Origin of the sequence: Kocuria tytonicola (genome assembly GCF_003687455.1) — a bacterium.
GTDB lineage: Bacteria > Actinomycetota > Actinomycetes > Actinomycetales > Micrococcaceae > Kocuria > Kocuria tytonicola.
Genome location: NZ_PHOA01000009.1, coordinates 17,693 through 44,464, shown reverse-complemented (window position 1 = coordinate 44,464; position 26,772 = coordinate 17,693). Strand labels below are relative to the sequence as shown.

Annotated in this window: 26 protein-coding genes and 1 pseudogene; 11 read left to right on the top strand and 16 right to left on the bottom strand. The window is 71.6% G+C overall.

Going from position 1 to position 26,772, the window contains the following annotated elements:
• Nucleotides 1-23 precede the first annotated feature (23 nt).
• A complete protein-coding gene (locus tag CWC38_RS02490; protein ID WP_240625006.1) occupies nt 24-1,451 on the bottom strand; it encodes an NCS1 family nucleobase:cation symporter-1 in 1,428 nt (475 codons plus the stop codon).
• Nucleotides 1,452-1,817: 366 nt separating this feature from the next.
• Here CWC38_RS02490 and CWC38_RS02485 point away from each other — a divergent pair, with 366 nt between their 5' ends.
• The 3 genes from CWC38_RS02485 (at nt 1,818) to allB (ending at nt 5,777) form a co-directional block, all read left to right on the top strand.
• Nucleotides 1,818-2,603 carry a hydroxypyruvate isomerase family protein gene (locus CWC38_RS02485; RefSeq protein WP_121845250.1) on the top strand — a complete coding sequence of 262 codons (786 nt, stop codon included), beginning with the start codon at nt 1,818-1,820 and terminating at the stop codon, nt 2,601-2,603.
• A gap of 134 nt (nt 2,604-2,737) precedes the next feature.
• A complete protein-coding gene (locus tag CWC38_RS02480; protein ID WP_121845249.1) occupies nt 2,738-3,868 on the top strand; it encodes a glycerate kinase in 1,131 nt (376 codons plus the stop codon).
• 556 nt (nt 3,869-4,424) lie between these two features.
• On the top strand, nt 4,425-5,777 hold the full coding sequence (gene allB, locus CWC38_RS02475; RefSeq protein WP_276309550.1) for an allantoinase AllB: 1,353 nt from the start codon (nt 4,425-4,427) through the stop codon (nt 5,775-5,777).
• A gap of 116 nt (nt 5,778-5,893) precedes the next feature.
• On the opposite strand, the gene CWC38_RS02470 is transcribed toward allB, so the two are convergent.
• The 4 genes and pseudogenes from CWC38_RS02470 to CWC38_RS02455 all read right to left on the bottom strand — a co-directional run bounded on the left by CWC38_RS02470 (nt 5,894) and on the right by CWC38_RS02455 (nt 10,370).
• Nucleotides 5,894-6,337, bottom strand: a complete 444-nt coding sequence (locus CWC38_RS02470; RefSeq protein WP_124106135.1) for a hypothetical protein — start codon at nt 6,335-6,337, stop codon at nt 5,894-5,896.
• Nucleotides 6,338-6,497: 160 nt separating this feature from the next.
• Entirely contained in the window at nt 6,498-7,412 is a 915-nt protein-coding gene (locus tag CWC38_RS02465; RefSeq protein WP_121845247.1) for a nucleotidyl transferase AbiEii/AbiGii toxin family protein, read from the bottom strand.
• Nucleotides 7,409-8,143: a type IV toxin-antitoxin system AbiEi family antitoxin domain-containing protein gene (locus CWC38_RS02460; protein ID WP_121845246.1), complete on the bottom strand. Its 735-nt coding sequence runs from the start codon at nt 8,141-8,143 to the stop codon at nt 7,409-7,411. Before CWC38_RS02460 ends, CWC38_RS02465 begins: the two co-directional genes overlap by 4 nt.
• A gap of 259 nt (nt 8,144-8,402) precedes the next feature.
• Nucleotides 8,403-10,370, bottom strand: a pseudogene (locus CWC38_RS02455) (primary-amine oxidase).
• Nucleotides 10,371-10,383: 13 nt separating this feature from the next.
• Here CWC38_RS02455 and CWC38_RS02450 point away from each other — a divergent pair.
• From CWC38_RS02450 to CWC38_RS02440, 3 genes are all read left to right on the top strand, one after another.
• Entirely contained in the window at nt 10,384-10,974 is a 591-nt protein-coding gene (locus CWC38_RS02450; protein ID WP_121845245.1) for a TetR/AcrR family transcriptional regulator, read from the top strand.
• A 49-nt stretch (nt 10,975-11,023) separates the two neighbouring features.
• Complete coding sequence (locus CWC38_RS02445; RefSeq protein WP_121845244.1) at nt 11,024-11,923, top strand: hypothetical protein; 900 nt, start codon at nt 11,024-11,026, stop codon at nt 11,921-11,923.
• 82 nt (nt 11,924-12,005) lie between these two features.
• A complete protein-coding gene (locus CWC38_RS02440; RefSeq protein WP_121845243.1) occupies nt 12,006-12,479 on the top strand; it encodes a peroxiredoxin in 474 nt (157 codons plus the stop codon).
• Nucleotides 12,480-12,558: 79 nt separating this feature from the next.
• Here the strand turns inward: CWC38_RS02440 and CWC38_RS02435 are convergent, their stop codons facing one another.
• The 3 genes from CWC38_RS02435 to CWC38_RS02425 are packed head-to-tail and all read right to left on the bottom strand — an operon-like array spanning nt 12,559 to nt 14,874.
• Nucleotides 12,559-13,362, bottom strand: coding sequence for an ABC transporter permease family protein (locus tag CWC38_RS02435; protein ID WP_240625004.1), 804 nt, complete (start codon nt 13,360-13,362; stop codon nt 12,559-12,561).
• Nucleotides 13,359-14,240 carry an ATP-binding cassette domain-containing protein gene (locus tag CWC38_RS02430; RefSeq protein ID WP_121845242.1) on the bottom strand — a complete coding sequence of 294 codons (882 nt, stop codon included), beginning with the start codon at nt 14,238-14,240 and terminating at the stop codon, nt 13,359-13,361. The genes CWC38_RS02435 and CWC38_RS02430 overlap by 4 nt, the downstream gene beginning before the upstream one ends.
• The gene (locus CWC38_RS02425; RefSeq protein ID WP_121845241.1) at nt 14,233-14,874 is read right to left on the bottom strand and encodes an ABC transporter permease; all 642 of its coding nucleotides are present in this window, start codon (nt 14,872-14,874) and stop codon (nt 14,233-14,235) included. Before CWC38_RS02425 ends, CWC38_RS02430 begins: the two co-directional genes overlap by 8 nt.
• 371 nt (nt 14,875-15,245) lie before the next feature.
• Here CWC38_RS02425 and CWC38_RS02420 point away from each other — a divergent pair, with 371 nt between their 5' ends.
• Nucleotides 15,246-15,800 carry a type 1 glutamine amidotransferase domain-containing protein gene (locus tag CWC38_RS02420; protein ID WP_121845240.1) on the top strand — a complete coding sequence of 185 codons (555 nt, stop codon included), beginning with the start codon at nt 15,246-15,248 and terminating at the stop codon, nt 15,798-15,800.
• Nucleotides 15,801-15,885: 85 nt separating this feature from the next.
• On the opposite strand, the gene CWC38_RS02415 is transcribed toward CWC38_RS02420, so the two are convergent.
• The 7 genes from CWC38_RS02415 to CWC38_RS02385 form a co-directional block, all read right to left on the bottom strand.
• Nucleotides 15,886-16,980 (bottom strand): pyridoxal-phosphate-dependent aminotransferase family protein, encoded by a 1,095-nt coding sequence (locus CWC38_RS02415; protein ID WP_121845239.1) that lies wholly within the window; start codon nt 16,978-16,980, stop codon nt 15,886-15,888.
• A gap of 170 nt (nt 16,981-17,150) precedes the next feature.
• Complete coding sequence (locus CWC38_RS02410) at nt 17,151-17,348, bottom strand: helix-turn-helix transcriptional regulator (protein ID WP_121845238.1); 198 nt, start codon at nt 17,346-17,348, stop codon at nt 17,151-17,153.
• Nucleotides 17,349-17,497: 149 nt separating this feature from the next.
• A complete protein-coding gene (locus CWC38_RS02405) occupies nt 17,498-18,733 on the bottom strand; it encodes an MFS transporter (RefSeq protein ID WP_121845237.1) in 1,236 nt (411 codons plus the stop codon).
• 286 nt (nt 18,734-19,019) lie between these two features.
• Nucleotides 19,020-19,484 (bottom strand): SRPBCC family protein, encoded by a 465-nt coding sequence (locus CWC38_RS02400; RefSeq protein WP_121845236.1) that lies wholly within the window; start codon nt 19,482-19,484, stop codon nt 19,020-19,022.
• Between the two features lie 63 nt (nt 19,485-19,547).
• A complete protein-coding gene (locus tag CWC38_RS02395; protein ID WP_121845235.1) occupies nt 19,548-20,363 on the bottom strand; it encodes a glycosyltransferase family 2 protein in 816 nt (271 codons plus the stop codon).
• Nucleotides 20,360-21,697, bottom strand: a complete 1,338-nt coding sequence (locus CWC38_RS02390) for a bifunctional PIG-L family deacetylase/class I SAM-dependent methyltransferase (RefSeq protein WP_121845234.1) — start codon at nt 21,695-21,697, stop codon at nt 20,360-20,362. The genes CWC38_RS02395 and CWC38_RS02390 overlap by 4 nt, the downstream gene beginning before the upstream one ends.
• Nucleotides 21,691-22,983 carry an acyl-CoA dehydrogenase family protein gene (locus tag CWC38_RS02385; RefSeq protein WP_240625003.1) on the bottom strand — a complete coding sequence of 431 codons (1,293 nt, stop codon included), beginning with the start codon at nt 22,981-22,983 and terminating at the stop codon, nt 21,691-21,693. The genes CWC38_RS02390 and CWC38_RS02385 overlap by 7 nt, the downstream gene beginning before the upstream one ends.
• A gap of 91 nt (nt 22,984-23,074) precedes the next feature.
• Here CWC38_RS02385 and CWC38_RS02380 point away from each other — a divergent pair, with 91 nt between their 5' ends.
• The 4 genes from CWC38_RS02380 (at nt 23,075) to CWC38_RS02365 (ending at nt 26,016) form a co-directional block, all read left to right on the top strand.
• The gene (locus CWC38_RS02380; RefSeq protein ID WP_121845233.1) at nt 23,075-23,443 is read left to right on the top strand and encodes a GntR family transcriptional regulator; all 369 of its coding nucleotides are present in this window, start codon (nt 23,075-23,077) and stop codon (nt 23,441-23,443) included.
• Between the two features lie 147 nt (nt 23,444-23,590).
• Nucleotides 23,591-23,977: a hypothetical protein gene (locus CWC38_RS02375; protein WP_121845232.1), complete on the top strand. Its 387-nt coding sequence runs from the start codon at nt 23,591-23,593 to the stop codon at nt 23,975-23,977.
• 4 nt (nt 23,978-23,981) lie between these two features.
• Nucleotides 23,982-24,602, top strand: coding sequence for a molybdenum cofactor guanylyltransferase (gene mobA / locus CWC38_RS02370; protein ID WP_121845231.1), 621 nt, complete (start codon nt 23,982-23,984; stop codon nt 24,600-24,602).
• Nucleotides 24,603-24,621: 19 nt separating this feature from the next.
• Nucleotides 24,622-26,016: a molybdopterin molybdotransferase MoeA gene (locus CWC38_RS02365; RefSeq protein WP_240625002.1), complete on the top strand. Its 1,395-nt coding sequence runs from the start codon at nt 24,622-24,624 to the stop codon at nt 26,014-26,016.
• Between the two features lie 163 nt (nt 26,017-26,179).
• Here the strand turns inward: CWC38_RS02365 and CWC38_RS02360 are convergent, their stop codons facing one another.
• Complete coding sequence (locus CWC38_RS02360) at nt 26,180-26,680, bottom strand: DUF456 domain-containing protein (protein ID WP_121845229.1); 501 nt, start codon at nt 26,678-26,680, stop codon at nt 26,180-26,182.
• Nucleotides 26,681-26,772: the final 92 nt, after the last annotated feature.

The following is a 26,772-nucleotide window of genomic DNA, read 5'->3' as shown; positions in this document are numbered from 1 at the left end:
GGGCGGAGTGGGAACGGGACGGGTCAGTGGGTGGTGGCCACGGAGATGGCCTCGCCGTGCTGGTCCGTGTACTCGGGCTCGCGCTTGGCGGTGACCAGGTAGCACAGGGCCCCCAGACCCGCGCCGATGAACCACGAGAACTCGCTCGCGCCGTGGAACGCGGGCAGCAGCGCCACGGCCAGGGACGCGAGAGCGGCGGGAACGAAAGCCGCGATGGCTCGGGGGTTCACACCACCGCGGTAGAAGTACTCGCCGTCGTGGGTGTCCACGTAGAGCTGCGGGACGTTCACCCTGGTGATCCCGAACAGGGGCCCGAGCAGCGCACCGAGCCCACCCAGGAAGTACACGATCACCACGGGCGAGTTGTAGAGGTTCCACGGCAGGATCACCAGGCCGATCACGGCGGAGATGACCGCGGCCTTCTGGAAGTTCAGCCGCCGCGGGAACATGTTGGTCAGCGCGTAGGTGGGGGCCACGAAGTTCGCCATGAGGTTCACGGCCACGGTGAGGATCAGCAGGGCCAGGGACGCCAGCACCAGCAGCGGCGTGGACGGGATGGGCTGCACGATGTCCGCCGGGGAGGTGATCACGGTGCCGTCCAGCTTGAACTGGGCACCCGCCAGGGACACCACGATCAGCCCGAACAGCAGCATGTTGACGGGGATGCCCCAGAAGTTGCCGCGCACGATCGCCCCGCGGCTCATGGCCGAGCGGGTGAAGTCGCAGAAGTTCAGCACGAAGGTCCCGTAGATGGAGACCCACAGCGCCCCGCCGCCCAGGATGTGCAGCCACATCTGACTGCCGGTCAGCGGATCGTCGGTGCTCCACGCGATGGAGAAGTCCACCCGGGCGAGCATCCACGCGGCGAGCGCCACCATGGTCACGAGGATGACGGGCCCGGCGAAGGCCTCGTACCTGCGGATCATCTCCATGCCGTAGCAGACAATGACCACCTGGACGATCCACAGGGCCACGAAGCTGATCCAGCCCAGGGTGGACAGCCCCAGCACGCTGTTCTCGTCCAGCGGCGCGAGGGACGGGACGAGGGCGATGAGCATGACCCGCAGCACCACGGACGCCAGGTACGTCTGGATCCCGAACCACGCAATCGCCACGATGCCGCGGATCGCGGCGGGCAGCTGCGCCCCGTGCACGCCGAAGGAGATCCGGCTCATCACGGGGTACGGCACGCCGGTCTTGAAGCCCATGAACCCGGAGAGGCACAGCAGCACGAAGAGCAGCAACGCCCCCACACCCAGGGCGGTGAGCACCTGCCAGGCGCCGAGACCCAGGGCGAAGAGCCCGATGGCGAAACCGTAGTTGCCGAGCGAGTGAACGTCGTTGGCCCACAGCGTGAAGATGCTGTACGCACTCCACGTGCGGCCGTGGCGGCTGGTGGGTGCGAGGTCCACGTTGTAGAGCTTGTCGCTCGTGTCCGGGGCCGGCTCCATGGGAACGCGCGGCTCGGGCACACGCCCGAGCACGGGGCGCCCAGCCGCCTCCTCCGAGGTGCGGGGAAGGTTCCTGGGATTCATGTCCACTCCTTGCTCGGTCACGGTCTGCTCGGTCGCGGTGGGCGGTGCCGCTGCCTCCCGCCCGCCCGCGTGCTGCCGATGCGCGCGGCACGGGTTCCGCCACCCCCGGGTGAGACACCGTCGCAGGGTGCTGCGCAAGAATCTCACAGGTACGGTTGACGTGCATCACAGTGACACACCGTGGCACTCGCGTGCGCCGCCCCGCCGGGTCCCTCCGCACGGGGTCGTGACACACCCGGACCGGGCACGGACACGGGACCGGAACCACGCGGAAGGAGCACCATGACCTGGACCGTCAACGCCTCGATCATGTGGCCGGACCTCTCCCCCCGCGAGCAGGTGACCGCCGTCGCGGCCGCTGGTTTCTCCCGAGCCGAGTTCTGGTGGCCCTTTGCCGGTCCCGTCCCAGAGCGGACCGAGGTGGACACCTTCGTGGCGGCCCTGGCGGACGCCGGAGTGCAGCTCACCGGTCTGAACTTCTTCGCGGGGGACATGGCCGCCGGTGAACGCGGGGTGCTCTCCCACCCCGGGCGTTCCGAGGAGTTCCGCGCCAACGTGGCTGCGGTGGCGGAGATCGCCCGTGCCACGGGGTGCCGGGCGTTCAACGCGCTCCACGGCAACCGCCTGCCGGGCGTCCCCCACGAGGAGCAGGACGCCCTGGCGGTCGAGAACCTGCGGTGGGCCGCGGACGCCGTGGCGCCGCTGGGCGGCGTCGTGCTGCTGGAGCCCCTTTCCGGTGCGCCCGACCACCCGTTGCAGACCGCGGCGGACGCCCTGGCCGTGATCGAGGCGGTGGACCGGGACAACATGAAGCTGCTCGCGGACTTCTACCACCTGGCCGTGAACGGCGAGGACGTCGCAGCGGTCGTCGAGGCCCACGCCGCGGACTTCGGGCACATCCAGATCGCGGACGCCCCGGGACGCCACGAACCAGGCACCGGCGAGCTCCCGCTGCTCCACTGGGTCTCCCGGGCACGCGATCTCGGGTACGCCGGGGACGTGGCCCTGGAGTACGCGCCGCTGGGCGAGGACCCGTTCGCGTGGCTGGCCCGCGGCGGTCGCGGCTGAGCGGCGTCGCCGTGGGCGTCCCGGTGCAGACCTACCCACCGCCCGCACCGCGAGCCGGGCAGCAGGCCCAGGCACCGGACCGCACACCACTCATCCCTCACTTCATCAACCCCCCAGACCCGAGGAGACCCCTCATGCGCATCGTGGTGGCACCCGACAAGTTCAAGGGCTCCGTGACGGCCCACGAGGCCGCGTCCCAGCTCGCCGCGGGCATCCGGGACGCCCGCCCGGACGCACACGTGGACGTCCTCCCCGTGGCGGACGGCGGCGAGGGTACGCTGGACGCCGCACTCGGTGCCGGTTTCGAGCGGCACGAGCTGCGCGTCACCGGCCCCGTGGGCGCACCCGTCACCGCGGCCTGGGCGCGGCGCGGGGAGGAGGCCGTGGTGGAGATGGCACTGGCCTCCGGGCTTGCCGCACTGCCCCACACGGACGGCCGCCCCGTCCTGGCCGCGCGCACTGCCACGAGCCGCGGCACGGGAGAGCTCGTGGCCGCCGCGCTCGACGCGGGGTGCACCCGGGTGCTCCTGGGCGTGGGAGGCAGCGCGAGCACGGACGGCGGCGCGGGGATGCTGGCAGCCCTCGGCGTGCGGCTGCTCGATGCCCGCGGACGGGACCTCCCGGACGGCGGGGCGGCACTCGCGGATCTCGCCACGGTGGACGTCGCCGGCCTGCACCCGGCCCTGGCGCGCACCGAGTTCGTGCTCGCGGCGGACGTGGACAACCCCCTCACCGGTCCGCGCGGTGCGGCCGCCGTCTTCGGCCCGCAGAAGGGTGCCTCTCCGGAGGACGTGGATGTGCTCGACGCCGCCCTGGCCACCTTCCGCGACCGCCTAGCCGAGACCCTCGGCGACGCCGCCCTCCGCACCGCCACCGCACCGGGCGCCGGTGCCGCGGGTGGCGTGGGGTACGCGGCACTGGCCGTTCTGGGCGCCACCCTCCGCCCGGGAATCGACGTGGTCCTGGACCTCGTGGACTTGGACTCCGCCGTGGCCGGGGCGGACCTGCTCGTGACGGGTGAGGGCAGCCTGGACGAGCAGAGCCTCGGGGGCAAGACGCCCCTGGGCGTGCTGCGCGTAGGGCAGCGCCACGGTGTCCCCGTGGTGGCGGTGTGCGGGCGCACCACCCTGGACCCCGAGACCCTGCGCACCACCGGGTTCAGTGCGGTCCACGAGCTGCGCGCACTCGCCCCGGACGCCGACACGTCCATGCGGGAGGCCCCTCGGCTCCTCCGTGAGGTGGGTCACCGCCTAGTTTGGGACTGAGCAGATCCACCCCCGGCCCGTGCCGCGCACCGGCCACGAGCAGTCCGCGCGCCCCGCGCACGCGGCCACCGAAAGGACCCACCCCATGAACGCCTCCCCGCAGCGCGATTCCCGCCAGAAGGCCTCCGCCCAGTCCACGGCCGACGACGCCGCCCGCGACGCGTCCGCCGAGCCCGCCGCGGTCTCCGGCTCCGTGGCCGACGCGCCGCACCCCGGCCAGAAACAAGCGAGCCCACAGGGCGCGGGAGCCGGGACGGGGACCGAGGCGGACACCACGGACCCGGAGCGCAACGAGGAGCGCGCGACCGAGCGGGTGCGCGCGAAGGTGGCCCAGGCGGCGTCGAACCCGGAGCTGGACGGGTCACCGCGGAAAGTCGCGCAGCAGAACTCCCAGCGGGCCGTGACCGACGACCGGCGGGACGAGGTCGCGGCGGCACGGGCCGCACAGATCGAGCTGGCCCAGCAGGTCAACGGTGCGGAACGGGTGCGTGAGCTGATCCGCGAGTACAAGGCCGAGCACCGGCTCGCGGACGCCGACGAGCCCACGGAGGCGCGGATCACCGGGCGCCAGGACGGCGAGTTCGACCTCGTGGTGCGCGGGCAGAACGTGATGTGCGGGGACCGGTTCGCGCCGCGCGAGGTGGGCGTGCGGGACGGGAGGATCGCCGCGATCGAACCACTCGGCGCCGGGTTGCAGGGCGCACGGGTCGTGGAGCTCGCCGACGAGGAGACCCTGATCCCCGGCCTCGTGGACACCCACGTGCACGTCAACGAGCCCGGGCGCACCGAGTGGGAGGGCTTCGCCACGGCCACCCGTGCGGCGGCGGCGGGCGGCGTGACCACCATCGTGGACATGCCCCTGAACTCCGTGCCCGCCACGGTGAACGTGGCCGCCCTCGAGTACAAACGGCTGTTCGCGCAGCAGAACGCGTTCGTGGACATCGGCTTCTGGGGCGGCGCGATCCCCGGCAACAAGGCGGACCTGCGGCCCCTGCACGACGACGGCGTGTTCGGCTTCAAGTGCTTCCTGCTGCACTCGGGCGTGGACGAGTTCCCCCACCTGGAGGCGGACGAGATGGAGGAGGCGCTCGCGGAGGTCAAGACGTTCGACTCGCTGCTGATCGTGCACGCGGAGGACTCCCGCACCATCGACCGCGCTCCGCAGCCCAACGGTGCCGTGTACGAGAACTTCCTGAAGTCCCGCCCGCGCGGTGCGGAGAACATCGCGATCGCGGAGGTCATCGAGCGCACGCGCTGGACCGGCGGACGCTCGCACATCCTACACCTGTCCTCCTCGGACGCGATCCCCATGATCCGCTCCGCGAAGAACGACGGTCTGGACATCACCGTGGAGACCTGCCCGCACTACCTCACGCTGCTCTCCGAGGAGATCCCGGACGGCGCCACCGCGTTCAAGTGCTGCCCGCCGGTGCGCGAGGTCTCCAACCGGGAGAAGCTGTGGGAGGGGCTGATCGACGGCACCATCGACTACATCGTCTCGGACCACTCCCCCTCCACCCTCGACCTCAAGGACCTGGGCAACGGGGACTTCGGGGTCGCGTGGGGTGGCGTCTCCTCCCTGCAGCTGGGCCTGTCCCTGATCTGGACGGAGGCACGACGCCGCGGGGTGGGCCTGGAGCGCGTGCTGCAGTGGATGTCCACGCGCCCCGCCGAGCGGGTGGGGCTGCGCCACAAGGGCAGGCTGTCCCTGGGCTACGACGCGGACATGGCCGTCTTCGCCCAGGACGAGAGCTACGTGGTGGACGCCCAGCGCCTCAACCACAAGAACCCCATCACCCCGTACCAGGGCAAGGTGCTCTCCGGGAAGGTCCGCAAGACCTTCGTGGGCGGCCACGAGGTGGACTACGAGACGCCCACCGGGCGCCTCCTGAGCCGCGGCCAGGCCTGACGACGACGCCGCAGCCCCGCCTTGGTGGCGGTGGCGCGGCGTCCCCTGAGCCGACTTCCCTGATGGCCAGGGGCGAGCCGGTTCCTCGCCCGACTCCACTTCGCACACCCGTGAGGCTATTCCCCGCCCGCCGAAATGTAGTGCGCGTCCAGTTTCTTCGCGAGGTTCTCCATGTCCACGTCACGATCCGGAGTCGCCCCGTTCGGCGCTGCGGAGTAGTCGACGACGAACCAGTTCCGTCCCGTCGCAAACTCCACGGGACTCCCCGGCTTTCCGATGCTGGACAGCATGTCGAACATTTTTTCCTGGCTGGACGATGACTCGAACCAGAACACTTCCACCGCATTCGTACACATCCTGGATTCCCCGGTGGGTCCGGGCGGGTCCAGCACCTTCTCCGTGGGAGCAGGGGGATTCTCGTCACAGTGCACGGCAGAGTCGACGGCACCATAAGCATCATCCAGGGATGCGAAATCAGGCTGGCTCTCATCCCCGTGGCTACACGCGGCAGATCCGGCGGAAAGCAGCACGACCACGGACAGGGCGGCGATCTTCTTCACGAGCACCTCGGCTCTCCCTCAGCCTGCAGCGTGACGAGCGCACCGCATAGCAAGGACGCTTCCAGCACATTCACCAACTACTGTGACGCATTTCATGTCAGTGTGCGTCTACCCCCTCAGGTCGACAAGAGCAGGCTTGAAAATCTCCTGCCTCGACAGCTCAGGCAATCCCCCAGGCACGATTCTCCGGAGACCAGCACATGCCTTCGACGGTGTGTTCAAGCACGGGGTCAAGGAAGGAGGCAGTGAGCTCCAGGGCCGCTTGGAACGTGAGGACGTCACCACAGGCTGGAACTCGGCGCGCCGCCGCTGGGTACAGCCGGCCCCAGGTGCGCGGTGGAGCGAAGAAGGGTTGACCGGGCAGGCTGCGGTGAGTCCATTCCGCCATGATGGCCCGATCGAGATCAGTCCCGTCGATGTGCTGGGTCCGTGCAAACACCACAAGGTCCACCAGGTCCCGCACACGGGTCGAGGGCTGGTCCCCGTTCGTGCCGTACATGGTCTGTGTGGCGCACACCTTGTCGGCAATGTGATCGGCCACGGGATAGAGACTCACGTGCGTCGGGGAAACTGCGGGCACCAGCCCCGGACGGACCAGAACTTCTGGCTCAGCGGTCATCAGAGAACCCGTCACCAGGTCCACACTGAAGCGATGTCGACGCGTCACTCCACAGTAGGCATCGACCGCTACCTTGCAGCCTTCGACACCGGGCTGCAAGGCGCCGCCGGACGAGGCACGGGCCTCGGTGACAACGAATCTGAAGTGATCACCAAGGTCGGCGGCGACCGCCGCACGCAACCTTGCGACGGCGTCCTCCAGGTTCGTCAGATCGACCAGCAGATCGACATCCTTGGTCGTGCGCGCATCGTGCACACGACTGAGGACCGCATTGCCACCCTTCAGCACCCATCCGGAACGGGGAGAAGCAAAGACGCGTGCAAGAAAGCGATCGACGACGAATTGCCTGATGATCGCTTCGACAGCGATCCCCGATGCGCTGGCCTCGGTTTTGGCCCGTGATCTGACCGCAGCCCAGAGGGCGTTGCCATCCCGATACGGAAATTCCGCGTTCACTCTGCATCACCCTCCGCATCGCCGACCGGGCAAAGAGTGAATTTCGTGGCCTGGGTGCTTGCCTCCACCACACGATGAGCTGGTATGCCCTCAAGACTCGAACCAGTCCTTGCGAGCAGGGTTTCGAGCAGCGCCGCCCCGTCCGGTTGGCCGTTCCTCCGGGCCAGCGGATCCAGCGCCGCCACCAGCTCGTCCCGAGAGGCGAGGTCCTTTCGTCGCATCTCTTCGATGATCTCGGCAACGTGCGAGGGGTCGTGACCATCGCGCAGGAGATCTGCGGCGGTGCGAGCGGGCGTGGTCACCGGCAGACCGCCCACGATCGTCACGTCGTCGGCGCTCAGGACCGCCCGATGCAGCCGGAGTCCCCGTCGGCTCTGTTTCCGGCCGGGCACCGTCAGTTCCGGTTCGTCATCCAGGAGATCGCCCAGGCCATGAAGAGTCCCCGCCGAGGTGTGGGAGAACACGCCCGAGGCTATGGGATCCACCAGCCGCTCCTCGGCGAATCGTGCGGGATCGAGGGTCAGCCAGGCGACGCGCAGCGGGGTTCGCTCATCCACCGCGGCCGGGACACCGTAGACACCCCTGTCGAGGCGCTCGATGACGCCTGCCTCCGCGAGGCGGGCCAGGTGCAGTCGAGTGATTCCTTCCTCTCTTGCCTGCGACGTGGTGAGCAGCCCCCACTGGCGCGCCGCCAGTTCAGACACGCGCGAGACAACGTCGAGCACTCTCATGGCTGCAATTGTATCGGCATGAAGGATACTTCTGCAGTACCATTATCCGACATCGTATGATCCTTATTCGCCATCTCGCTGCTCCTCATCATCCTCGTGGGGCTCGCTCCGAACGCCAGGTGACGCCCCTCATGCGCCGTTGCCCCTGACAACCCAGTGCAGAGGGGCGGCTGACGACCTAATGAGGAGGCGCCCGCTCCCCCAAAGGGAGCGGATGCCTCGTTCACGCGTTGCCGGGCCTACCCGGAGACCGGCAGCTTCAGGACTCGCAGCACGGGGCGGCCTCGTTCTCGCTCTCGCAGCAGTGGCCCTTCTTCGGGGCGGGGACGTCCAGGACCGGGGAGCGGTCGAAGATGCCCTCGGGGCGCAGCGTGAAGCCCACGGTGTCCACGGGCATGATCGGCCAGTCCTCCACGCGGGGGAAGTGGGTCAGCCCGAAGGTGTGCCACACGACGATGTCCGTGCCGTCCACGGAACGGTCCTGGACGGTCCACTCGGGCAGACCGCCGTGGCCCGCGTGCTAGTTGGGGAAGTCGCCGGTGGGGTACCGCTCGGCCTCCTCGTAGGGCGTGACCCACAGGGCCTTGGTGGCGAACGTGGCGCGGCGGTGGATCGAGGGGTCCTCGGAGGCGAGCATGGTGGGCCCGCCTTCCGGGTGCAGCTTGTAGGCCACCGGGTGTCCAAGTCGGTTCGTGTGCTCGGCACTGGAGACGACCCAGGTGCGGCCCACGGCGGCGTCGGCGTCCCGCATGGCCTCCTTCTCCGTGGCCAGCACGGTGCGCTTGCGCGTGAACGCGTTGCCGCGGGGGCTCACGTCCGAGGAGAGGGGCACGCCCACGGCGTCCTCCTCCTCCACGCGGCAGGGCCCGCCGTCGAGCGCGAAGTCCAGGCGTGCGGAGAACAGGTGCTGGTGGAACGGCGCGCCCAGCCCGGGGGCGATCTCGGACGCGAAGTCCGTGGAGCCGTTGGGCAGCGCGGAGGTGAAGACCACGCCCGTGGCCTTGGCCTCGAACTCGATGGTGCCGTCCAGGTAGAGGTACCAGTAGAACCCGTAGTCGTAGTTGCCCACGGTGGTGAAGAAGGAGATCACCAGGCGGCGGTTGCGGCGCGTGTAGGCCACCCCGCTCCACAGGTCCGTGTGCTTGGAGAGGATGGACCAGTCCTCCTCGTGCATGCAGACGCCGTTGGTGATCTCGCGGGGCTCGCCGCGGCCGGTGACCACCACCGGGGACAGGTAGGTGATGTCGCCCAGGCAGTCGCAGCCGAGCTCCAGGGAGTTGGCCCACTGCCCCACCAGGTACTCGCCGGTGTCGAAGTAGTTCTGCCAGGACCGTACCGGGGACGGATCGCCGTAGGGCACCATCATCTCGGCGATCGCGGCGCGGTCCAGGATCCGGCGCTTCTCGCCCTTGTCCTCGAACGAGATGTTGTGCAGCACGAGCCCCTCGCGTATGTCGAAGCCCACGTCCAGGCTCCACTTCTCCCACTCCACGTGGTTGCCGCCGGTCACGGTGAAGGACGGGCCCTCCGGCTGCGTGATCTCGATGGGCTTCTGCGTGGTGCGCGTGGGCCCGGTGAGCTCGGGGTCCGTGTAGTCGCCGTCCTCCTCCGGGACGGGCACGAGCTCGATGTCCAGCACCTGGTCCACCGCGTGGTTGGTGACGTCCACGTAGGCCACGAGACCGTCGATGGGGTGCGCCCAGGCCGGCTTGTTCTCCTCCTTCCGCAGGAAGGCCAGGCCACGCAGCATGCGCCGCCCCTTCTCCTCCGGGTACTCGAAGACACCGGCGGACAGCGGCGCCACGCGCACCTTCTCCACGGGCAGCCCGCGGCGCTCCAGGGCGGCGAGCCAGCGCTCGTCGGTGGAGAGGATCTGCTCGACCATCTCGAACTCCTCCTCCAGCACCGGCAGCTCGCCGGTCTCGGAAGTGTCGAGCTCCACGGCCTTCTCCACCGTGCGGTGCGTGGCGGAGACGACGACGTCGCGCGCCGGGCCCCCGGCCACGTCCAGGAGGAACACGCGGAACCTGCGGTCCGCGGGGGCGTCCGCCGGGGTGCCGCGCGCGGGTTCCACGAGACCCAGGTACGCCATGCGTGCCGTCTCGGGGAAGAATCCGGCCTCTTCCAGCACCTCGCGGACCACCCGGATCTCCTCAGGGGTCTGCAGTGCGTAGGGACTCGGGGCGTCAGAGGTCAGGGGGTCGGTGGTGCTCTCACCGTGGGACATCAGGAGCACCCCCATGCCCAAGCTGGTGGACCACGCGTCCCGCCGGGAAGAACTCGTGCACGCCGTGTGGCGCGTCCTCGCCCGGGACGGCGCCGCGGCCATGACCATGCGGCAGGTGGCGGCCGAGGCCGGCTACGCCAACGGCGCGCTCAAGCCGTACTTCGCCACCAAGGCGGACCTGGTGGAGGCCAGCTGGACCCACGTGTTCGAGCAGACGAACCGCCGCGTGGCCGGTGCCGTCACGGGGCTGCGGGGGCTGGCCGCCGTGGAGGTGTTCAGCCGCGAGGTCATGCCGCTGGACGGCGAGCGCCTGGACGAGGCCCGCGTGGTCCTCGCCTTCTGGCAGGAGGCCGCCCACGACGCCACCCGCGCCGCGCACAACCGGCGTTTCATGGCCCAGTGGCGGGACTCCCTGGTGTCCTGGTTGGACGAGGCCCGCGCGGACGGTGAGCTCACCACCCCCGCAGACCCCGCCACATGGACCGACGGCTTCCTCACCTTCCTGCTGGGCACCCAGGTGACGGCCGCGCTGGGCCTCCCGGCGGCGTCGCCCGCGCACCTGGAACGCCAGCTGCAGGCCCAGCTGGAGCCTCTCCGGGCCTGACGCCCGCCGCCGCGCGGGGCACAAGGCGGCGCTCGCGTACCCTGCTGGGATGCGTTCCCCTCGCCCGCTGCCCGCGCGCCCCGACGACCACGACGACGGACCCCCGCTCGGCAGCCACTACCAGCACCTCGACGGCGCGGCCGTACGCCACTCGGCGGCCACCCTGCAGCGGCGGATCCACGCCCGCTTCCCGCAGCGCAGCCTGTGGGAAGTGGGCGGTGAGCTGCTCGCCCTGGTGGACGAGGTGATCGAGGGCGGCGGCATCAGCAGACGCCGGATCCGCACGGCCCACGCCCTCTCCCGGCTGGGCGTGCTCGTGGTGCTGCTGGTCTTCGGCACGGCGATCGCCCTGGCCGCGGCGAGCATCTGGGCGGACCCCGAGGCGCTCGGTCCGGTGGAGTGGCTGCCCCTGCTGGAGACGGTGGTCAACGACCTCGTCTTCGCGGGCATCGCCATCTTCTTCCTCCTGGCGGTGCCCCAGCGCATGGAGCGGGCGCGCGTGCTGCGCGTGCTGCACCGGCTGCGCTCGCTCGCTCACGTGATCGACATGCACCAGCTGGTCAAGGTTCCCGAGCGCCTCCCGGGTTCCGCCACCTCCACTGCGGGCACGACGCCGCACGGGGCCTCCCGCGCGCGGGGCACGGCGTCGGCGGCGTCCTCGGCGAGCGCGGCGGCGGCGTCGGGCGCGGCGGCGTCGTCAGAACCCTCCGGAACGGGTGCCCCGAGCGAGCGGGACGGGGAGCTGGACATGACCAGGGCGGAGATGACGCAGTACCTGGACTACTGCACGGAGATGCTCTCCCTCGTGGGCAAGACGGCCGCGCTGTTCGCGGAGGACACCACGGACGGGGACGTGCTGGATGCGGTGGAGGGCATCGAGACCCTCACCTCGGACATGGCGCGCAAGGTGTGGCAGAAGATCGCGATCATCCAGGAGCAGACGGGGTGACGCGGGCATAGTGTGGGAGCGGCCGCGCAGCCCTTTCCGCGGTCCACCCCGCACGACTCACACCTCACGAGGAGCAGACGACATGGCACGCGAACTCACCGCCGGGGACCCGGCACCGGCCCTTGTGCTCACCGCGCACGACGGCAGCACCGTGGACCTGGCGAAACGCCGCGAGCGTGCGGCCGTGGTCTACTTCTACCCCCGTGCGTTCACTCCCGGGTGCACCACCGAGGCCTGCGACTTCCGGGACAACCTGGCCGCCCTGCAGTCCCGCGGCTACGACGTGTACGGCGTCTCCGGGGACGATCCCGCCGAACTGGCGCGCTTCGTCACCGAGTACCAGCTGCCCTACACGCTGCTCTCGGATCCGGATCACGCGGCCGCGAGGCGGTGGGGCGCCTGGGGCGAGCGCACCGTCAACGGGGAGACGTCCGTGGGGCCGCTGCGCTCCACGTTCGTGGTCGGCACGGACGGCACCCTCACGAGCGCGCAGTACCGCGTGGACGCCACGGGTCACGTGGCGCGGCTGCTCGCGGAGCTGGAGGCGACGTCCTGAGCGGTCCGCACCGCGGGCGGTTCATCCAGGGGCGCGGACTTGCCCCGGTTCCGGCATCCCGGACGGTGGGGCCCGCACCTCAGGCAGAGGCGACGGGAGGCGGCTCGCGTCGACGCACGAGGACTTCCACGAAGCGGCCCACCCAGTCCACGACGACGGCGAGGAGGGTCACGAGCCCGGCACCCACCAGGGCCACCGGCCTCTGGTGGTGCTCCACCCCCGTGGTGATGAGCACGCCCAGCCCCCCGCCGCCGGTGAAGGCGGCCAAGGCCGCCGCGCCCACCACGAGCACGAACGCCGTGCGGACTCCGGGGAGGAGCACGGCCAACGCGAGCAGCGCCACCCCCCGGCGCGGGGCCCCGGGGTCAGCCTCCGTCTCCGGAGCATCCGCCGCATCCCGGGCACGCACCCCCTGCAGACCCGTCATGAAGGCCCTCAGCACCGGGAACACCGCGCAGGCCGCGAGCCCCGCCACGGCGGTGCGGACCCCGAAGCCCAGCAGGCACGCCAGCAACGCCATCAGCCCAATGGCCGGTGCCCCCTCCCCGATGCCCGTGGCAGCCAGCACCGGCCGGGCGAGCCGCCGCAGCGGGCCCCGGGTCAGGGCGAGCCCCAGGGGCAGGGTGACCACCAGGACGATTGCCGCGGCCGTCACCGTGAGACCCAGGTGCTCCAGCATGAGTCTTCCCAGAGACACCGGTGCAAGCACCGCCCGCTCCGCCCTGCTCAGCGGCCCGAACGCCAGGTAGGACCACAGCGCCGCGATCGCCACGAGCACAGCGGCAAACTGGAGCCACAGCGCACGCACGGTCTCGTGACCCGCCGCCGTGGTGAGCGCGGTGCCAACTCCCGCCACCACGGGCGGGATCTGCCCGCGGGTCACCGCCGACCTCCCCTCGTGCCACCCTGACCGCCCGGTGCACTCCCTGTGGCGCCGCCGATCGAGTCGGGTGAGTCCGCGGTGCGCTCGCCCCCGGAAGCCGCGCGCACCTGTTCCGGAGAGCCGTGCCGGACGAGCCGCGCCCCCCGGTCGAGAACGGCCACCCGGTCCCCAAGCACCAGCGCCTCCGTCAGGTCACGGGTTGCGCAGATGACCGTCATTCGCAGGTGCGCCTGGATGCGCAGCAGGTCCCGCTGCAGCCCGTGGCGGGTGGCGGGGTCCACCGCCCCGAACGGGTCGTCCAGGAGCAGGACGCGGGGGTTCGCGGCCAGTGCACGGGCCATCCCGACCCGCTCGTGCTGGCCGACGGAGAGCTCCGCGGGGTACCTGTGGCCGTCGGCTGCCGGGTCCAGCCCGACGAGTTCGAGCATCTCCGACACCCGTGCCGCAGTGTGCCGCCTCTTCCACCCGAGCATCCCGGGAACCAGACCGGTGTTCGCCGCCACGGTCATGTGGGGGAACAGCCCGCCCGTTCGGACCGTGTACCCGATCCCCCGGCGCAGTGCCCTCTCGTCCATGTCTGCAACATCCCTGCCGTCCACCAGCACCCTCCCGCTGGACGGGTGGACCAGGCGGTTCACCATCCGCAGTGCGGTGGTCTTCCCGCATCCGGGCGGCCCCACGAGGGCCACCACCCCACCGGCAGGAACATCGAGAGTGAGACCTGCTACGGCGGCGCTGCGCTGACCCGAGTGCAGCTTCGTGACACGGTTCAGCAGGATCGAGGGGCCGTGCTCACGCCCGAGCGCGGGAGCTCCGGAAGCGTCGCCGGAGAGCGGCCCTGCAGCGGGTGACGAGGCGGTGGCGTGCGGTTCAGCCACGGAGACCTCGGGGGATGGTGAGACGCCCGAGGAGCACGAGGGCCAGGTCGAGGACGGCCACTAGGAGAAGCGCTCCCACGACGCCGGTCAGGACGAGGCCGACGGCGTCGTCGCCCTGCCCCCGAGCGAGACCGGCAAAGACCAGACCTCCCAGTCCGGAACCGACCGTGTACGCGACGAGCGCGGCGATGCCCGTGCACAGGCGTGCAGACACCCTAATCCCCGCCAGGATGACCGGCCACGCCAGGGGGAGCTGCACAGTGGTCAGCACCCGCACTCGTCCCATCCCAAGCCCCTTGGCGGAGTCCGTCAGAACGGTTGGAATGCCACGAAGACCCAGCAGCCCGTGCCGCAGAATCGGAAGCACGGCGAAGAAGGTCACGGCGGCCACCCCTGATGCCCTTCCCCCTCCGGTGAGGACGAGCAGCGCGCCCAGCACGGCGAAGGACGGAACGGTCATGGCCAGGGCGGCCAGGGTGTCGCTCGTGGCGTGCGCAACGGGATGATGGTGCACCAGCGCGGCAATCCCCACACCCAGCAGGGCTGCCGCCGCAAGACAGGGCAGCACCAGGGCGAGGTGCTGCCCGCACGCGACGAGGATCTGCTCGCGGTGCTGGGCCAGGAACTCCCCCATGGGTGTCGCCTCCTCTCGACTCGTGTGAATTGCGCTTGTGCCCGAGGCACGACCACGCGATCACCTTCGAGTCGTCACCGCACTGGCAACCCTCCGATTGTCCCCTTTTTAGGGGCTTGTGATTGCCTTTTCATCTATATTTCTCCGCTCCCCTACACTCAGTAATGCCCCTTGCTCGCGCAAGGTGCCCCCCCCGCCGAAACTGCCGCCAGCCGCACGGACCACTGAGGCCCGGCGCGACTGCCGCGGGACCGTACCGTGCGTCGTCGTGGGCGTGTCGCTGTGAGCGGAACCGGCCGTCGCGATCTTGCCGCGCGCGGCGCACCGGTGCCAGAGTTGGGAGCATCACCCGATCGAAAGGAGCCTTAGCAATGGCTGAGCTGTCCGGCAAGAAGATCCTCCTGCTCGTGAACAACCAGGGCGTGGAGCAGGACGAGTTGAAGGTGCCCGCGCAGAAACTGCGTGCGGCCGGTGCCGAGGTCACCGTGGCCGCCCCCGAGTCCGGCGAGGTGAAGTCCCTCGTGGGCGACTGGGACCTGGGCGAGACGTTCCCCGTGGACGCCACCATCTCCTCGGTGGACGATTCCGACTACGACCTCCTGCTGCTGCCCGGCGGCACCCTGAACGCCGACTCCCTTCGCCTGGACGAGGACGCCCAGAAGATCGCCAAGGCCTTCGCCTCCTCCGGGCGCCCGGTGGCCTCCATCTGCCACGGCCCGTGGCTGCTCGTGGAGACCGGCCTGGTGGACGGCAAGACCCTGACCTCCTACCAGTCGGTGCGGACGGACGTCGTCAACGCCGGCGGCAACTGGGTGGACGAGCAGGTGAAGGTGTGCCCCGCCAACGGCTGGACGCTCATCACGTCTCGCAATCCCGGTGACCTGGACGCGTTCGTGGGCGCCATCGAGGACCAGCTCACGGCCTGATCCGCCACGCGCACCGCACGACGACGGCGGGCCCCCCCTTCCCGGGGGGGGCCCGCCGTTCGCGTGGGTCAGGTGGTTGCGAGGGTCAGCGGCCCAGCACGTTCTTCAGCGCGCCGAGGATGAGGGTCACCGACTCGGGGCACGCGTTCGGGCCCATGAGGCCGATGCGCCACACGGTGCTCGCGTACTCCTTCACGCCGGGGCCGATCTCGATGTTGTAGGTCTCCAGCAGCTCCTTGCGCACGGCCGCGGAGTCCACACCCTCGGGGACCTTCACCGTGGTGAGCTCCGGCAACCGGTGGCCCTCGCGGGCGAACAGCTCGAGGCCCATCTCCTCCAGACCGTCCTGCAGCGCCCGGCCCGCGGCCTCGTGGCGGGCGCGGACGGCGTCGAGCCCCTCCGCCAGCACGCGGCGCAGACCGGCCTCCAGGGAGGCGACCATCGCCACGGGCGCGGTGTGGTGGTAGGTGCGGGTGGCCCCGGAGGCCTCCCCCACGTATCCGCCGAGCATGCCGAGGTCCAGGTACCACGAGCGGGGCTTCTCCACGCGGCGCTCCCACGCGCGGTCCGAGACGGTGAACGGCGCCAGACCGGGGGCCACGCCCAGGCACTTCTGGGTGCCGGCGTAGCCGATGTCGATCCCCCACTCGTCCGCCTTGAGCTCAATGCCGCCAATGGAGGTCACGGCGTCCACGAGCAGCAGGGCGTCACCCTTCACCGCACCCAGGGCGGCGATGTCCGAGCGGACGCCCGTGGAGGTCTCCGCGTGCACCGCGGCAATGATCTTCGGTGCGGGGTGGGCGGCGGCCACCTTCTGGGCATCCACGGGCTCACCGAACGGGAAGTCCACGCGGGTGACCTCGGCACCGCAGCGCGCGGCGACGTCGCACATGCGCTCCCCGAACAGGCCGTTGACCGCGATCACCACGGGATCCCCCGGGTTCACGAAGTTCACGAACGCGGCCTCCATGCCCGCGGAGCCCGTGGCCGAGAGCGGCAGCGTGCGGCGGTTCTCGGTGCCCCACACCTTCCGCAGACCGTCGCACGCGCTGTCCATGACGGCCAGGAACTGGGGGTCCAGGTGGCCCAGCAGCGGGCGGGCCAGCGCCTCGGTGGCCTCCGGGTACGGGTTGGTGGGGCCGGGGCCGAACAGGTGGCGGACGGTGAGGATGTCGCTCATGGGGTCTCTCCTAGACTGCGCCGCCCGTCCCGGACCTCGTGCGGGTGGCGTCGGGGAACGTGGGCGCGCGGTGGCGTGCAGGGTCCTGTCCCAGGGTAGATGCAGATCACATCAGGGGCGATTCGCGGGTCCCGTTCAGCGGCAGTTCCCCATCCCCTGCCTGACGGGGCTCACCTGAGCTCCAGGTGCAGACCGACCGCATTTGCCACGCTCATGAGTGCTCCCACCGAGGGATTGCCCGTGGCCGTTTCGAGGGCCCTCACGGTTCGCTCCGAGACGCCCGCGAGTTCTGCCAGATCTCGCTGGGTGAGGCCCAGGCACGTCCGGGCCGAACGCAGGGCACGGCCCAGTGCGATGCCGTCATCCATCTCGCTCCCCTCTCAGGCATGATCTTGCCGGTCTTCGCGCCCGCATCCGTGATTCTCTCCCGCGCATCCGGGAAACGGCAAGATCCTGCCGAAAAGGGTCGAAACCAGCTGCAGGGAGGGGATCACCCCGGCAAACGGCACGTTCCTGCCTATTCACCACCTGCGCCCCCGCGGACACGCTCCCCGGGGAGGAAGGTCACCGCGAGAACGACGGCAGCGACGATGAGTCCCGCAATGCACAGCACCGCCCCGTTCCACCCGGCGACGGTGAAGGGCACCCCCACCGCGTAGCCGAGCACGGACGATCCGCCGTAGTAGAGCAGCGTGTACAGCGACGACGCCTGGGCGCGGCCCTCCGTTGCGAGAGCGGGAACCCACCCGTTGGCCACGGAGTGTGCGGCGAAAAACCCCGCGGTGAAGACCAGCAGCCCCACAACGATTGCGGGCAGCCACGGAACGGCCGTGAGCAGCAGTCCGGCGAGCATGATCAGTGCGGAGCCGATCAGCACGGGCCTCCTGCCGCGCCGGATCGCCAGGCCCCCGGCCTTCGCGGAGGACCACGTGCCGGAGAGGTAGGCCAGGAACAGCACCGAGATCACGCTCTGCGGCACGTGGAACGGTTCCTCCCCCAGGTGGAAGCCGATGTAGTTGTAGACCGCCACGAAACCGCCCATGAGCAGGAATCCCTGCAGGTACAGGGTGAGCAGCCGCCGGTCCCGGAGGTTGTGCCCCAGGTGGTCGAGCAGCCCGTGCTCCCCGGTGATGCGCACGGGCTGCGGCGTGAAGCCGCGCTGCCGTGGGGCCAGCAGGATGAACACGATGGCCGCCACGGCGGCCAGCACCGCGACGACGGACGTGCCCACCCGCCAGCCGAAGAAGTCCGCCACGGGGGCGGCGACAATGCGTCCCGACAGCCCGCCCAGGCTCGTTCCGGAGATGTAGGTCCCGGCGGCCACGGCGCCGTAGCGCGGATTGACCTCTTCGGAGAGGTACGCCATGGCCACCGCGGGGATTCCCCCGAGCGCCACGCCCTCCACGAAACGCAAAGCCACGAGGGACTCGAACGTGGGCATGAACCCCATGACGATGCCAAGGCACGTGGCGGCGGAGACCGCGGCGACCATCGCGCGGCGTCGTCCCCAGCGGTCCGAGACGAGGGACCACGGGATCACCCCCGCGGCGAGGCCCAGGGTGGCCGCGGAGACCGCGAGTGCGGACTGGGCCGCGTCGACTCCCAGGTCCTCGGCCATGATGGGCAGCACGCCCTGCACCGAGTACAGCTGCGCGAAGGTGGCCACCCCCGCGCACAGCAGCGCCACGAGGATGCGCCGGTAGCCGGAGCTGCCCCTGTCGTAGCCCTCCCACGCGCTGCGTGACGATGCCATGCCCGGGCCCTCCTGCTGCGGTTCCTGCTGCGGCCCGGGATCGTGCGCCGCCCGGCCCGGCCGCACCGTGTGCGCGGCCCCGGCCAGGCTACGCCGGTCCGAGACCGCTCCCACGCGCCGGCCGCGACCGGCCCCACGGTGGTGGGTCCGGCGGCGTCGTCCACCGGTGCACCCGGGCTCGGGTCGCCCGGCAACGCACCCACCCGCACACGACGACGCCCGCGCCCTCCCGGAGGAGGACGCGGGCGAACGTGCCTGCATGCGGGACGCGAGCCCCGCGGGCGGGTCAGGAACCCGAGACGGCCGCGGCGAGCTTCTCGAGGGAGTCCTTGAGGACGTCCGTGTCGAAGACCGGGAAGCTCAGCTTCTTGAGGATGGCCGGGTTGGCGTGCTCCCACGAGTAGGTGAGCGTCACGGTGGTGCGGTCCGAGCCCTCGGGCTGCAGCTCGTACATCCACTCCCAGCCGTTGTCCTCCACGGAGGTGCCCTGCGGGCAGGGCTTCCAGGCGAGGAGCTTGTCGTGCTCGAAGCCGGTGACGTGGTTGTCCATGGTGTAGTCGCCGCCCATCTTCTCGGCGTTCATGTTCATCACGAACACGTCCCCGACCTTCTGGATGCGCTGGTCGGTGCCGGAGACCACGGTCCCGGAGCCGTCGATCTGCGCGTGCTTGGCGGGCAGGGTCAGGACCTCGAAGATGTCCTTGGCCGGGGCGTCGATGAGGCGGCTGGCGTCGATGTGCGTGGCTTTCACGAAAGTACCTCCCGTGTCGTTGGTGCGTTCGTGTCCACGGTAGTCAGGACCGGGGGTGGGGGTTCAAGCGTTTCCGCGAGGGGCGAAGTGCCGGGGATCACGCCCGCGCTCCGCAGCCCCCGCCGAGACCCCGGCATCCGGGGTCGGGATCGGCTGCCCGGCCAGGTGCGCGAGGCTCAGCAGGTGGTGGGCGAACCCGAGCTCCGCCCGCCCCTCCAGCCGCGCGGAGGTGATGGCGCGGATCCGGTCCGTGGCCTCCACCCGCGCGCCCGTGCGGTGCAGACCCGCCACGAGTGCCTCGTCCTCGCCGCACTCCAGCGGTGGGAACCCGCCCGCCCGCTCGTAGCTCTGCGCGCGCACGCCCATGTTCGCGGCGTGGATGTGCGGATGCCCCTCCGCGAGGGTGTGCTCGCTCTGCCACAGCCGGTAGACCGCCTCGGGGCACTCCGCGGGATCCGGCTCCACGGTTCCGAGCACGGCGTCCACCCCGTGCGCCGCACGCTCCAGCTGGTGGCTGAGCCAGTGGGGCGGGACGGCGGTGTCCGCGTCCGTGGAGGCGATCCACCCGGGGCGCGGGCCCACCGCGAGCGCGGGCCGCGCCGCCGCGGCCCGCGCACCGCCCGCGCTGCGCCACTGCCCGCTCAGCACCTCCAGGCGTGCGGAATCCTCCCGCGGGCACGACGCCGCCCAGGCCGCCCACGCCCGTTCCACCGTCCGGTCGGTGCACGAGTCCGCGGCGAGCACCACGTCCACGCTCGGCGGTTCCACCGGCGAGCCGGCACGCAGGTGGGCGACCGCCGCGGCCACGGACGCCATGCCCCGCCCCACCCGCTCCTCCTCGTTGCAGGCCGGGACCACCACCGCGCCCCGCCGGATCATCCCTGCTCCCGCGGCACGGGTTCGAAGATCTCCAGCTCGAAGTCCCGTTCCCGGTGGCTCACCACGCGCCGCAGGTCCGGGCGGCGGCGCGCCTCGCGGTGCACGTCCGCCCCGTCCAGCGGCCAGTCCTGGATGGGGTGGCGCCAGTGGCACAGCACCAGGTGGCCCTCCGGGTCCAGGGCAGTAGCGCAGCGCTCCAGCAGCTCGTCCCACTGCTCGGGCGAGCAGAAGTACCCCATCTCGCTCACCACGATCAGGTCCCGGGGAGCCCACTCATCCCGCCAGCCCGCGGGCAGCACGGCGCGCACGAGTTCGACGTTCGCGGCGGCGTCGTCGTCCAGGCGGGCGCGGGCGGCACGCAGGGCGACGTCGCTCGCGTCCACCGCGGTCACGCTCCCCGCTCGCCGCGCCAGTGCCGCGGTCAGTGCCCCCGTGGAGCAGCCGAGGTCCAGCACGCGCTCGTAGTGCGGGCGCGGCAGGCAGCCGAGGAGCACCTCCCGCTTGCGCTGCTCGTACCAGGAGGTGTCCACGGCCCAGGGGTCCTCGGAGTCGGAGTGCACGCGGTCGAACACGGCCGCCTGGTCCGGGGCGGAGACCACGAAGTGCTCGGAGTCCCGGGCGAAGTGGGCCAGCACGTGCTCCCCCAGCAGCACCTCGTCCCCCGGGCGCTGCGAGAGGGGGCGCACCTGCGTGACGTGGTGGGCCAGGGCGTCCTTCTTGGCCCGCCGGTCCGCGTCCCCGAGCGGAACGCGCACCAGGCCGCGGGGCAGGCGGGAGGGCGAGCCCCAGTGCCAGTACCAGACGGGGTACTGCACGCAGCGCACGCCCCGGGCCCCGGCGGCGCGAGCCACCGTGCGGGCGAGCACCTCGTGGTCGGTGTGCCCGTCCCGCTCCCACGTGCAGACCGCCAGGGGCTTCTCCCCCTGCTCCACCCACGCCAGGTGCTCCGCCACGGGCTCCCGCAGCTGCTCCTCGGTGAGCGCACCGTCCGCGAGGGAGAGAAAGACCGGGCTCGTGCCCTCCCCGGTCAGCGCATGCACCGCAGCGGCCATCTCTTCGCGGCGCAGGGCCGCCAGCTGCTGCGGCGTGAACGTGGTGGAGTCCGGGTGGGAGTTCTCCCCCAGGGTCGCCACGACCACCCGCACCTCGGTGCCCTGCCGGACGAGCCGGTGCACCGTGCCGCCCGCGCCGAGCGTCTCGTCGTCCGGATGGGCCGCGAACACGACGGCGCGGTCCACGCCCGCGAGCTCCAGCTCCGGTGCGCGGTGCAGGGCACCGCAGCGTGCCCAGTCCGCCTCGGGGGTTCCGGGGTCCCGGTGGTCGAAGGTCACCACGGGGTGTCCTCGGGGTGCGCAGGCCCGGTCGGGGGAACGCCCTCGGTCCTCCCGGGATCGGGGTGACCCGCACCCGCGGTCCCGGTGCCGGTGGTCTGTGGCCGGCTCCGGGCGGGGGCGGCCTGTCCCTCCTGCTCCGCATCCTCCGCGAGCGCCAGCAGGGCCCGTCCCAGCGCGGCGGTGTCCCGCTCGGCGTGGTCCTGACGGATGTAGACCTGCAGGGACTCCACGCGGCGGATGTGCTCCGGGTCCCCCGTGAGCGGGCCCGGCCCCGTGGCGCGGGAGACCACGCGGATCACGGTCTCGGCGGCGTCGGCCACGGTGCGGCGCACCCGCAGGGCCCAGGCGGCACCGGCCTGCCCGTCGGCGTCGCCACCGTCCACGGCCGCCGCGGCGCGTTCCAGCACCGCCCGGGCCGCCCCGAGCGTGAGGTCCAGCTGCCCCAGAGCCATGTGCGCGGCGTCGTCCACGGGGCGGCGGGGGTGGCGCAGCTGGCGCCACAGCAGGTCCGCGACGGCCTGCGCGCCGCCCAGCCACACGGCAGCCACTCCCATGCCGCCCCACGCGAAACCGGGCCGGGTCAGGTACCACTCGTCGGCGCCGAGCGGCTCCGCCGGGACGTCCTCGAAGGTCACGGGCACGGTGACGACCTCCGCGAGCCCGTGCGAGGTCCACTGCGCCACGGGCGCGGGCCGGAACCCGGGGTGGTCGGTGGAGACCACGAACGCGCGGCGGTGCCCGGTGCGCTCGCCGTCCTCGTCCGTCACGTGCGCCGTGACGACCGCGCGGGTCACGGAGTCCGCGAGCGAGCACCACGGCTTGGTGCCGGACAGCGTCCAGGTGGACGACGACGCCGCGCTGTCACCGTTCTGTCCCGGGGCACAGCTCTGGCCCACCGCGCTTCGCTGGTGGGTGGTGTGATCCTGTCCCGGCGCACGGTCCCGGCCGGGCGGCGTCGGCGTGGCCAGCAGCGGCTCACCGGGACCCTCCGCAGCCCACACGGCCCACGTGTCCCGCGGGGTGAGGAGGTCCTCGCGCCCGGCCTGGCGCAGGATCGCGAGGGCGTCCAGGTGCGGCTCGATGATCCGGGCGTACGCGAGGTCGGTGCGGCCCAGGGCGCTCAGCTCACGCCACAGCGCCGCGGTGCGGCCCTCCCCGGGGCAGGGCAGCTCAGCGCCGAGAGCGCGGGCCCGGTCCAGGGCGTGGTCGACGAAATGCCGCACGGCCTGCGGATCGGCCACGGGGGTCGGCGGGAGGGGAAGCTCTGCATGCGCGGACACGACCATCAGCCTACGTGGCGTGCCACCCCGCAGCGCTGCACCCGAAGGTGGTTCTCGGCGGGACCTACGATGAGGGTTCACGACGAAAGGCACGGGCATGTTCACGGTCGACCCGCACTCCACCACCCCGGTGTACGAGCAGCTCGTGGAGTGCGTCCTGCGGGACGTCTCCGCCGGGGAGCTCGTGGTGGGCGACCGGATCCCGCCGGTGCGCACGCTCGCCGCGGACCTGGGCCTGGCGGCCGGAACCGTGGCCAAGGCGTACCGCGAGATGGAGACCCGCGGTGTCATCGAGACGCGCGGGCGCAAGGGCACGTTCATCGCCCAGGGCCGGGACGACCGCGAGGCCGCCGCGGCCCAGGCCGCGTCCCGGTTCCTGGACGTGGTGCTCGGCGAGCTGCACTGCACCCCCGAGGAGTGCGTGGCGCTGGTGGAGCGGGCGGTGGCCAAGCGCGTGGGAGCGTGACACGGCTCCGGCGACGCGCGTGCCGGGGCCCTGCACCGCGTCGTCGTGACCCCGCGGCGGGTGCTCGGGTCCGGTGCCGTTGCGCGCCGCCCGGAGTGGGTCCGGCGCGCACCGATCGCCGAGCCACCACACCTAGACTGGTGCCCCATGAAGTCGTTCGTCGCCCCCGTGCTGCTCGTGATCACCGCCGTCGTCCAGGCCATGGGGGTCTTCCCCTACGTGCAGGACGGCATCACGCTCGCGGGGCAGCTGCTGTTCCCCATCCTGTTCGCGCTCACGGCCATGTACCTCTCCCGCAGGGGCCGCCCGGGGGTCTTCGGCATGGCGCACATGCTCGTGCTGATCCTGTCCGTGGTCCTGGTGGTGCTGTCCCTGGTGGGCATGAGCCAGCAGCTGCCGTACTTCTACCCCACGATGATCCTGTACTACCTCGCGTTCGTCCTGCTCGTGGTGGAGTGCGGCCTGCGGATCGCCGGGCTGCCCAAGAAGGAGCGCCCTGCTGATCCGGAGCTCGACGACGACGCCGGCCACTGAGCCCGTGCCCACCTCGCGCTCCGCTCGCCCCGCTCCCCTGAGCGGCCCGTCCGTGGACACCGTGGTGGTGGCCGGGGGCCGCTCCTCCCGGCTCGGCGGAACCCCCAAGGCCCAGCTGCCCGTGGCGGGCGGCACGCTGCTCTCCCGCACCGTGGAGGCCGTGCTGCCGCTGGGTGCCGTGGTGGTCGTGGGGCCCGAGGACCCCGCGCTGCCCCCGGAGGTGCTGACCGCACGGGAGGACCCGCCGTTCTCCGGGCCCGCAGCCGCCGTGGCCGCGGGCGCCGTCGCCCTCCGGGACCTGCGCGGGCGCGCACCGTGGACCGCCGTGCTCGCGTGCGACATGCCGCGGGTGGACCACGCGCTGCCGGTGCTGCTCGCGGGGGCTGCGCGGGCGGCGTCGGACGTGGACGGCGTGATGGCGCTGTCCCGGGAGGGGCGGCGCGAGAACCTGGCCGTGGTGGTGCGCACCGCCGCCCTGGAGCGGGTGCTCGCCACGGTGCCCACGCGGGATGCGGCGCTGCGCTCGGTGTGGCGCCACCTGCGCTGGGACGAGGTCACGGTGCCCGGGGGAAGCACCGCGGACGTGGACACGTGGGAAGATGTCCATAGGCTCGAACTGGACTGAATCAGCACGCTGAGGAGACATGATGCCCGGACTTCCACACCTGCACGATCCCGCCGACCACGAGGACCAGGGACAGCCGGGCACCCACGACGAGGCCCGCGAACCCGCCGTGCAGTGGGCCCCGTGGGACGAGGCCCGGCGCATTGCCTACGGGATCCCCCAGCCGCTGCCCAACATCCTGCTGCCGCTCGCGCAGTGCCAGGACGAGACCCTCGCGGAGTCCGTGACCGCCGAGATGCCCGTGCCCCACTACGCCTCCGCCGCCGCGGACGGTTGGGCCGTGGCCGGCGAGGGCCCCTGGCGGATCCGCACGCCGCAGCCCGCGGAGACGGACGAGCGCCTGCTGCTGACCCTGCCGCCGGAGAAACGGATGCTCCCCGTGGTGGAGCTCGCCGCGGGCGAGGCCACCCACGTGAACTCCGGGGACGCCGTCCCCTTCGGCACCACCGCGCTGCTGGAGGCCCACCGGGGGCACGTGGTCCCCGCGGACCCGTCCGTGGAAGCGCCGGCCAGCACCGAGCACGGCCGCAGGGCCGTGGAGGGGGACACCCTGGAGGACGCCACCCCCGCCGCTCCGCTGGTCAAGAACCAGGACGTCCGCGCCGTGGGTGAGGAGATCCAGCAGGGGGATCTGCTGCTGCGCGCCGGACGCAAGCTCAACCCCGTGCACCTGGGACTCGCGGCGAGCGCCGGTCACGACATGCTGCCCGTACGACGCCGCCCGCGCGTCACCGTGCTGCTGGGCTACGCCAACGTGGTGGAGGACGGCATCCCCGGCCCCGGTGAGGTGCGCGACTCATTGAGCCTGCAGCTGCCCGCCGTGCTCAAGGAGCTCGGGGCGAACGTGGACCAGGTCCGTCGAGTGGCCGACGGCTGCGAGGGCATGGTCTCCGCGCTGACCGAGTCCCCCATGGGCGCCACCTCGTTGCTGGACGCCCGCGCGGAGATGGTGGTCACCACCGGGGGCACCGGGCACGGCGAGGACGACCACGTGCGCCAGGCACTGGCCGAGCTGGGCGCCCACCTCGTTCTGAACGGGGTGGCCCAGGAACCCGCGCACGGCGTGATCCTGGCGAAGCTCCCGGAGGACGGGCCCGTGGTGCTCGCCCTGCCCGGCTCACCCCTGAGCGCCATGACCGGGCTGCTCACCGTGGGCCACGCGCTGATCGCCGGGGCCACCGGGGAGGGGCTGCCCGCCACCCGCCGGATCACCGCCGGGCGCGCGCTGGAGCCGCTGGGCCGCACCCGTGTGATCCCCGCCTACCTGCAGGACGGCCGGGTGCTCCCCGAGCCCACGGTGGGCCCGGCCATGCTCTCCGGGCTGGCCCACGCCGATGTGCTGCTGGTGGTCCCCGAGGACGGGATGCAGCCGGGGCAGGACATGGAGGTCATCCCGCTGCCCTGGAGGGCGTGACCCCGGCTCCGCCACTCTCCGCACCCGCCCCGTGCTGAGGCGAGCTGCCGTGCGGCGCAGCCCGGTGCTCTGTCATGCGGTGCTGTGAAGTGGAGCAAATGCACTCTGAGACGGTTCAGGATGCGTTTGCTCCACTTCACAGCGTGTGCGGCGGGGGAATGGATTACGCCGTCACGAAGAAGATGATCGCCCCCACGATGAACGTGAGGGACGCCAGCAGCGCGCACGAGAGCTCCACCAGGATCCCCAGCCCCATGGCCTTCGCGGCCACCCAGGAGCTGGCCAGCGCCGTGCTGAGGTTGCGGTTGCGCACCGTCTCGGAGAGCAGCAGTCCCACCAGGAAGCCGAGGAAGAGCCCCACCACGGGGATCACGAACATCCCGATCACCGCACCGACCACCCCGAAGAGCAGGGTGCGGTTGGGGATCTCCCGGCGCTTGAGCCTGCTCCCGGTGAGCACCAGGCTGGACGACAGGCCGGCGATCAGCAGGGTGCCGCCCAGGGCGAGGACCACCCACCCCTCGGGTGCCTGCACCACCACGGCCCAGATGACGAGGCCGATCAGCGCGACGATCGATCCGGGCAGCACGGGGACCACGATCCCCACGCAGCCCACGATGAAGAGGAGCGCGGTCACGACGGTGGCGATGGTCTCTGCGGTCACGGGCCCATCGTACGGCGTGAGGCGCGGCAACGGCGTCGGCGGAGTGCGGCGCCGAAGAGCGCCGAGAGCAGTGCAGCAGCCGCCGACGGGAC